Source organism: Phenylobacterium sp. (assembly GCF_037968635.1).
Taxonomy (GTDB): Bacteria; Pseudomonadota; Alphaproteobacteria; order Caulobacterales; family Caulobacteraceae; genus Phenylobacterium.
The window spans coordinates 49834-57506 of sequence record NZ_JBBKVV010000068.1 but is presented as its reverse complement, the minus strand read 5'-3'; the positions used below and the strand labels follow the sequence as shown (position 1 = coordinate 57506).

Below are 7673 nucleotides of genomic sequence, written 5' to 3'. Positions count from 1 at the left end.
CTAAGTCTGGGGCCGTCCTTCGGGGCGGCCCCTTTCTTTTGCGCGGATTTGTATCGCCGTCGGATATCCGCTAGGGCCTAGCTCAATGAGCAACGCCGCGATCTACTTCCACCCGGATGGCTACGATACGTCCGGCGACCGGCTCATGGGCCGACACTCGGCGGGCGAGAGCTTCCTGCGGGGCTTCCTGCGTCACGGTCAGATCGACAGGCTGCATCTGCTCAACGCCAGCAGCCGCACGCCCGATGTCTTCCAGTCGCTCCTGAATCGGATCGAGCCCAGTAGGCGCCCGGTTCGGTGGCTGGACCGCCTGTCGCGCTCCGGGCTCTCTGACCCCGGATGCCTCTACCTCCCGCAGCCCAGCCTGGCTCCCGAAGCCTGGACCCGCCGTCCGCTGGGCCGCACCCGCTACAGTCTGTGCGGAATCACCCACACAACGGCGACGCATCGCGCCGCCGATCTCATCGCCGACATGGTCCTCGCCCCTGTGGAGGAGTGGGACGCGCTGATCTGCACCTCTGATGCGGTCAGATCTGGGGTCCAGGTCGTGCTCGACCAGACCCGAGAGGACCTGCGCCTGCGACTGGGCGCCACGCGCTTTCCCGCGCCCCAACTCACCACCATCCCACTCGGGGTGAACGCCTCTGACTTCACGCCCACCCCAGACCAAAGGGTCGACTGGCGGACCCGCCTGGAAATTCCTCAGGATGCCGTGGTCGCCCTCTATCTTGGACGCTTCGACGCCGCTGGAAAGATGAACCCTGCCACCATGGCTCTGGCCCTGGAAGCCGCCACAGTGGAGACCGGCCGGCCCATCTATTGGATTGTCGCCGGCTGGTCGGCCACCGACGCCACGACGGCGCTCTTCCACAAGCAAACCCAGGCCTTCTGTCCCAGCATCCACTACAGGCCGGTCGATGGCCGCCAGCCGGAGACCCGCTTCTCGATCTGGTCCGCGGCCGACTTCTTCATTTCATTCTCGGAGAACGTCCAGGAAACCTTCGGTCTAACTCCGGTTGAGGCGATGGCCGCCGGCTTGCCCTCGGTGGTGACCGACTGGGACGGATACCGCGATACCGTCCGCCATGGCGTCGACGGCTTCCGCGTCCCCACCACCGCGCCCCGGCCGGGCCTCGGGCGCGACCTCGCCTACCATTACGCCAACGAGTGGATTCCCTACGAGACCTACCTCGCGGCGGGCGCCCAGATGACGGGTGTCGATCATCGCGCGGCGGTGGCGGCGATCACCGCCCTGGTCACCAATCCCGACCTCCGCCATTCCATGGGCCGGGCCGCAGCGCGCCAGGCACAGGCCACTTTCGACTGGTCCACGATCATTCCCCGCTACCAGGACCTGTGGCGTGAACTCTCTGATCGCCGAAAGGCCGCAGCTCCAGAAGCGCCAGGGGTGGCGGCCCTCATCGACAATCCCCGAAGGTTGGATCCCTTCCAACTCTTCGCCGCCTATCCCACCGCGGTGCTGATCCCGGCCACGCTGCTGAGGGCGACGGCCGGCCTGCCCCGGGAAGCCGCCCGCGCGCGCCTGTCCGAGGACTTCGCGGCGCTCGGCGGATCGGCGCTGCCGACGCTTGCTGAAGTTGATGTGGTCCTCGATCATTTGGCCGACGGCGCGCAGGCCAGCGTCGCCGAGCTGGTCGCCCTCTTCACCCTTCAGCGCCGAGGGTTTCTGGAACGTGGCCTGCTATGGCTGGTCAAATTCGGGGTGATCGAACTGGTTTCGCCGCCACAGGTCTCAAATCGCGCCGACATTTGACCGCGAGTGATCGCTCGCGAGCGACGGCCTGCGGATAGGCGAAAATGCGGGAGGAAGCGAGAGGCCGGGCGGCAAACCCTGGGGCTGACCGCCCGGCCAAAGCGACACAGCCTTGGAGAGCTCGGCTGACAAAAAACTGTAATCCAATTCAACGGGAGACGAAAGAAAATCCCGCTGCACGCGAAATCAACAGTTCGAGAGGAGCGCCGCACGCCCAGCTTCCGGAGCCGGTCGCGCCCAGAACGCCGCCGCTAAAAGACCATGCGGTACTCCCGCTGCACCGCCGCTGCGCCCTCACGACTCACAGTATAGCGGGTCGTGTAACTGCCCTTGGACCAACCTGACGCCGGACGTTTCTTGCCCACATAGAGCAAGTACTGAGCCTTGTCCCGGTCGAGCGGCGGCAGGCGCGACTGGGCAAGGACCTTGCCATCCGGACCCATCAGGGTGAGTTCCTGGATGTCGTCGCGCCTCAGGCCGATGGCCCGCACATAGGCGATCACCATGGCGCTATCGGCGGTTGGAGCCAGGACGCCCCCGGCCTCCACGGCCTCAGGAGAAACCGGGCCGGTCGCGAAGCCGCCATTGAGAACAGCGCCGGTCTGATAGCGCAGACTTTCGCCCGTCGCGCGATCCCACAGGCTGGACCCGGCGACGGTCCCAGGGTCGCAGGCTACCCCTGGTGTCGGCGCGAACGGGTCGATGGTGACGCCGTTGTGCCGCACGGTGAGGTGCAGATGAGGGTACTCGGTGTTTCCCGAAAGTCCGACCTTGGCCAAGGGTTGGCCGGTGGCCACCCGATCTCCGGCCCTCACGATGATGCTGCCACGAGCCAGGTGGCAGTACTGCGTCTCCCAGCCGGCCCCGTGGTCCACGACGACGCCGTTCCCGCACTCCCGGTTGGAGACGTCGACGCCGGCCGTTCGCACGGAAATATCCTCCACGCCGTCACGCAGCCGGCTGATCGTGCCCGGAGCGGCGGCGAGGACCGCGACACCCGCGCGCTGAGCGGCCATGTCGGGAATTCGGAAGTCGATCCCGCCGTGGGCTTCATAGGTGCGCTCGCCGCACCGGTAGTCCTGCACGCCAGGGCCGGGATCACGGTCAAGATAGTTTTGAAGCTCGCAGCTCACGCCGATTTGGCAGGCGATTGGCAGGGCGAGTTTTGGCGCGTCTGCGGGGGGCGGCGTCACTGGCGAGGCCAACTTCTGCAGAGGCTCGGTGGCCGCCGGCGTGCCACGTCCGCAGCCTGCCAGCAGGGCGAGGACGGACAAGGCGGCGCAGCGGGCGAATGTCATCGACGAGGTTCCCATGGCCCATGATCCTGATCGGAGCGTGAGACTGAACTAAGACGTGTCAGAGGGCGATCCCGGTGAGGTCCTTCAACCGGGTCAGGTCGTGGGCATAGACCCCTTGCAGGTAAGCGACGTCGGCGGGCGCGAGACCCACCATCTCCTGGCCCACATGCACGGCCCTTGGCGCGGTCGGCGGGGGGGGCGGCAGGCCGAGGAAGCTGCAGATCAAACCCAGGACGGTGTTGGGGTCGGTGCGCAGGTCGTCGGCCTTCAGGAACAGCACCTGATCGCGCGGGAACAGCTCGAACAACCGCGCGACCTGCTCACCGTAGAAGCCGCGTTCGACATAGGAGAATTCCCGATGATGGCCCCAAGGTTCACTGGCGAACAACCGCTGTCGTCCCTGGCGGATGCACCAGCTGAAGGGTTCTCGCTCCGGGCCGCGGGAGGTTTCCATCCGCCAGTGTGACCAGGCCCGTTCCACCGGATCTCGCAGCATGATGATCAGCCGCATCGCCGGATTGTAGGCGGCGATCCGCTCCAGCGCGTTTGGCCAATAGAGGTAGATCGGAGTCGCCTCCCCGACCACCGCGCCGTCGGCGGGGGCGAACTGCGCCTCGTAGACGCTGTAGTCAGGGCAGGCCCAGTCGACGCCCTCGTCATCGAAGAAGTGGACTTCCTTGACCTTCGACAGCGCGACGCCCGGCACGTCGCCCAGGTGATCGAACAAGGCCGTGGTGCCGGCCTTCTGGAAACCTGGGATGATGAAGTCGACGCGCGGCATGGTTCCTCTTCGGCTCACCCTGGACGCGAGGGGCGGGTCTTCGATCTACGCTTGGCGTGGATACGACTTCATGCGCGCGACGACACGCGATATTAGGTGGAGGACCGCGCCGCGCGGACCCCGAAAGGTCCGTCGACGCCATTCCAGAACGGGTTTCAGAGCCTTGACCGTGACATTCGACCGTGCCGCGTCCGCCGGCCACACTCCTGCGAGCGCCCGATGAAGGTGGTCATCCTCGCCGGGGGGCTCGGCACGCGCATCTCCGAGGAAAGCCACCTCAAGCCCAAGCCCATGATCGAGATCGGCGGGCGGCCGATCCTGTGGCACATCATGAAGCTGTTCTCCCACTACGGGTTCAACGAGTTCATCATCTGCCTTGGCTACAAGGGCTACGTGATCAAGGAGTACTTCTCCAACTACGTGCTCCACAACGCCGACTTCACGGTCGACCTGGCCAACGGGTCGATGGAATACCACGCCACCAATCACGAGCCCTGGAAGGTCACCCTGGTGGAAACCGGGCCCGACACCATGACCGGCGGCCGGCTGAAACGCGTGGCCAAGTACCTGACCCCGGGCGAGGCGTTCTTCTTCACCTATGGCGACGGCGTCGCCGATGTGGACCTTGCAGCGCTGGCGAGCTTCCACAAGTCGCACGGCAAGCAATCGACGGTGACGGCGGTCTCGCCGCCCGGCCGCTATGGCGCGCTGGATATCGTCAATGGCGCCGTGGAGCGGTTCATCGAGAAGCCGCCGGGCGACAATGGTCTGATCAACGGCGGCTTCTTTGTGCTGCAGCCCGAGGTGGTCAGCCGAATCGACGGCGATGAAATTCCATTCGAAACCGCACCCCTGGAAGGGCTGGCCGCCGAGGGAGAGTTGATGGCCTGGCGCCACGAGGGCTTCTGGGCGGCGATGGACACCCTGCGGGACAAGAACCAGCTCGAGGCTCTCTGGGCCTCGGGCAAGGCGCCGTGGCACGTCTGGAAATGAGCCGACCCGATCCCGCCTTCTGGTCGGGCAAGCGCGTCCTGCTGACCGGCCACACCGGTTTCAAGGGCTCGTGGGCCGCGATCTGGCTGGCCCGGATGGGCGCCAAGGTGACCGGTCTGTCCCTGGACCCTGACCAGACACCGGCCCTGTTCGACCAGGCCGGAATCGGAGCCTTGATCGACTCCCGCATCGCCGACCTGCGCGAGCCTGCGGCGGTGGAGGCGGTGCTGAAGGGCGCGGAAATCGACTTGGTGCTGCACATGGCGGCCCAGCCGATCGTGCGGGCCTCCATCGAGGACCCGATCGCCACCTTCTCCTCCAACATCCTGGGCACGGCGCACCTGCTGCAGACCCTCCGAAAACAGGCCGCGCTGAAGGCTGTCCTGGTGATCACCTCAGACAAGGTCTACGCCAACGCCGAGACGGGCCGGGCCTTCACCGAGACCGATGCGCTGGGCGGCAAGGACCCCTACTCAGCCTCCAAGGCCGCTGCGGAGATCGTCACCCAGAGCTTCGCCCGCAGCTTCTTCGACAAGGCCGGCGTGCCGGTCGCCACAGCGCGAGGCGGCAACGTCATCGGCGGCGGGGACTATTCCCGCGACCGCATCGTCGCCGACATCGTCCGGGCCGGCCAGGCCCAGGGCGTAACGGTGCTGCGGCACCCGGAAGCCACCCGGCCCTGGCAACACGTGCTGGACTGCGTGGCGGGCTACCTGACCTATCTCGAACGCCTCGCCACCGACCCCGAGGCGCCGCGCGCGCTCAATTTCGGACCTCGCCCCGGCGGACCTGAGGTGACGGTGGGCGAACTGGCGACGACGGCGGTCAAGGCCCTGGGCGCCAAGCCCTGGCGCCACGAACCCGACCCCAATTCCCTGGAAGCCAAATCCCTTGGCATCGACGCCAGCCTCGCCAGGCAGGTGCTGGCTTTCGAGAGCCAACTCGATGCGCCGGTGGCTGTGGAGTGGACGATGGACTGGTATCGGCAGCAAGCCGACGGCGGCGATGCGCTCACCCTGTGCCGGGAACAGATCTCGCGTTACGAAGGCCTTTGATGACTGCTCCCACCTGCCGTTTCTGCCGTGCGCCGCTCACCCAGGACTTCGTGGACCTGGGTCTGCAGCCCCTCGCCAACAGCTATCTGACCCAGGCCCAGCTGGATGCCGGGGGCGAAAAATCCTACCCGCTGCACACCAGGGTCTGCGGGAGCTGCTTCCTGGTCCAGGCCGACGATCCAGTGGCCGCCGACGCGATCTTCGACGATGGGTACGCGTATTTTTCAGCCTATTCCGAGAGTTGGGTGGCGCACGCCAAACGCTACGCCGAGGCGATGACCCAGCGATTCAGCCTGACGCCGCAATCCTTGGTGATCGAGGTGGCCTCCAACGACGGCTACCTGCTGCAACACTTCAAGGCGATGGGCGTGCCTGTCCTGGGGATCGAACCCACCGCCAACACCGCCGAGGTCGCCGTCAAGGAACGCGGCATCCCGACCGAAGTGTCGTTCTTCAACGACGCCACCGGCCGTGATCTGAAGGCCCGGGGAATCACCGCCGACCTGATGGCGGGGAACAACGTGCTGGCTCATGTGCCGGACATCGGCGACTTTGTGGCGGGCTTCCGGCATGTGCTGAAGCCGCAGGGCGTGCTGACCTTCGAATTCCCGCACCTCCTGAACCTCATCGAACGGGTGCAGTTCGACACCATCTATCACGAGCACTACTCCTACCTGTCGCTGCTGGCGGTGGAGCGGGTGCTGCGGGCCAACGGACTGCGGCCCTTCGACGTGGAGCTGCTGGCGACCCACGGTGGGTCGCTGCGTCTGTTCTGCGCCCACGAGGCGTCGAGCCATCTGGAAACGCAAGCTTTGAAGGCCCTTCGGACGCGCGAGCAGGCGGCCGACCTCGACAAGCTGTCGGGCTATGACGGCTTCACCGCGCGGGTGGAGGCGGTGCGTGCCGATTTCCGGTCCTTCCTCACCAGGGCGAAGGCCGAAGGCAAGACCGTCGCGGCCTATGGCGCGGCGGCCAAGGGAAACACCTTCCTGAACTATGCGGGCGTGGGGACGGGCGACATCGTCGCGGTGTTCGACGCCAATCCACACAAGCAGGACCATTACATGCCGGGCAGTCACATCCCGATCCATGCCCCGGCGAAGGTGGACGAGATCAAGCCCGACTATCTGTTGATCCTGCCCTGGAACCTGAAGGACGAGATCATGGGCCAGCTGGCGCGCATCGCCGACTGGGGCGGCCGCTTCGTCACCGCCTCGCCGGAGACGAAGGTCATCAGCTGATGCGGTTCGCCCCGACGGCCATCGATGGCGTGACGGTCGTGGACCTCGATCCGTCCGAGGACGAGCGTGGTTCCTTCGCCCGTCTTCACTGTCCTGATGAGTTCGCCGGGGCTGGTCACGCCTTTGTCCCAGCCCAGACCAGCCTGTCGCGGAACACCGCCCCCCACACCCTGCGCGGTATGCATTTTGAGGCCGCGCCGCGCGCCGAGGTGAAGCTGGTGCGGGTGACGCGTGGCGCGATCTACGACGTGGCGGTGGACCTGCGTCCCGACAGTCCGACCTATCTGAGCTGGACCGGGGCGGAGCTCTCCGCCGACAATGGCCGCGCCCTGCTGATCGGTGCGGGCATGGCGCACGGCTTCATCACCCTGGAGCCCGACACCGACGTCCTCTACCAGATCGACAAGATGTTCGAAGCCGGTCACGGGCGCGGCGTGCGCTGGAACGACCCGGCCTTCGGCATCACCTGGCCCGCCCAGCCCGTCGTGATCTCCGACCGTGACGCGACCTACCCCGATCACGAGGCCTGAG

Annotated in this window: 7 protein-coding genes; 5 read left to right on the top strand and 2 right to left on the bottom strand. The window is 66.3% G+C overall.

Annotation, left to right across the window (positions count from 1 at the left end; genetic code table 11):
- The first annotated feature begins 85 nt into the window (after positions 1–85).
- Positions 86–1774 carry a glycosyltransferase family 4 protein gene (locus AAC997_RS08255; protein WP_340645218.1) on the top strand — a complete coding sequence of 563 codons (1689 nt, stop codon included), beginning with the start codon at positions 86–88 and terminating at the stop codon, positions 1772–1774.
- A 251-nt stretch (positions 1775–2025) separates the two neighbouring features.
- Here the strand turns inward: AAC997_RS08255 and AAC997_RS08250 are convergent, their stop codons facing one another.
- Together AAC997_RS08250 and AAC997_RS08245 are read right to left on the bottom strand one after the other, a co-directional pair.
- Entirely contained in the window at positions 2026–3072 is a 1047-nt protein-coding gene (locus tag AAC997_RS08250) for a M23 family metallopeptidase (RefSeq protein WP_340645216.1), read from the bottom strand.
- 58 nt (positions 3073–3130) lie between these two features.
- Positions 3131–3853 (bottom strand): sulfotransferase domain-containing protein, encoded by a 723-nt coding sequence (locus tag AAC997_RS08245; RefSeq protein WP_340645215.1) that lies wholly within the window; start codon positions 3851–3853, stop codon positions 3131–3133.
- A gap of 219 nt (positions 3854–4072) precedes the next feature.
- Here AAC997_RS08245 and rfbF point away from each other — a divergent pair, with 219 nt between their 5' ends.
- Genes rfbF through AAC997_RS08225 form a run of 4 tightly spaced genes read left to right on the top strand, consistent with a single transcriptional unit; the run spans position 4073 to position 7672 of the window.
- Entirely contained in the window at positions 4073–4846 is a 774-nt protein-coding gene (rfbF, locus tag AAC997_RS08240) for a glucose-1-phosphate cytidylyltransferase (protein ID WP_340645214.1), read from the top strand.
- Positions 4843–5901, top strand: a complete 1059-nt coding sequence (gene rfbG, locus AAC997_RS08235; RefSeq protein ID WP_340645213.1) for a CDP-glucose 4,6-dehydratase — start codon at positions 4843–4845, stop codon at positions 5899–5901. Before rfbF ends, rfbG begins: the two co-directional genes overlap by 4 nt.
- Positions 5901–7142 (top strand): class I SAM-dependent methyltransferase, encoded by a 1242-nt coding sequence (locus AAC997_RS08230; RefSeq protein WP_340645212.1) that lies wholly within the window; start codon positions 5901–5903, stop codon positions 7140–7142. The genes rfbG and AAC997_RS08230 overlap by 1 nt, the downstream gene beginning before the upstream one ends.
- Positions 7142–7672, top strand: a complete 531-nt coding sequence (locus AAC997_RS08225; RefSeq protein WP_340645211.1) for a dTDP-4-dehydrorhamnose 3,5-epimerase family protein — start codon at positions 7142–7144, stop codon at positions 7670–7672. Before AAC997_RS08230 ends, AAC997_RS08225 begins: the two co-directional genes overlap by 1 nt.
- Position 7673 lies beyond the last annotated feature (1 nt).

What these genes read in the sequence shown, in the direction of transcription:
- AAC997_RS08255 (WP_340645218.1), top strand. Translation starts at nt 86, where the DNA reads ATGAGCAACGCCGCGATCTACTTCCACCCGGATGGCTACGATACGTCC.
- AAC997_RS08250 (WP_340645216.1), bottom strand. Translation starts at nt 3,072, where the DNA reads ATGACATTCGCCCGCTGCGCCGCCTTGTCCGTCCTCGCCCTGCTGGCA.
- AAC997_RS08245 (WP_340645215.1), bottom strand. Translation starts at nt 3,853, where the DNA reads ATGCCGCGCGTCGACTTCATCATCCCAGGTTTCCAGAAGGCCGGCACC.
- rfbF (WP_340645214.1), top strand. Translation starts at nt 4,073, where the DNA reads ATGAAGGTGGTCATCCTCGCCGGGGGGCTCGGCACGCGCATCTCCGAG.
- rfbG (WP_340645213.1), top strand. Translation starts at nt 4,843, where the DNA reads ATGAGCCGACCCGATCCCGCCTTCTGGTCGGGCAAGCGCGTCCTGCTG.
- AAC997_RS08230 (WP_340645212.1), top strand. Translation starts at nt 5,901, where the DNA reads ATGACTGCTCCCACCTGCCGTTTCTGCCGTGCGCCGCTCACCCAGGAC.
- AAC997_RS08225 (WP_340645211.1), top strand. Translation starts at nt 7,142, where the DNA reads ATGCGGTTCGCCCCGACGGCCATCGATGGCGTGACGGTCGTGGACCTC.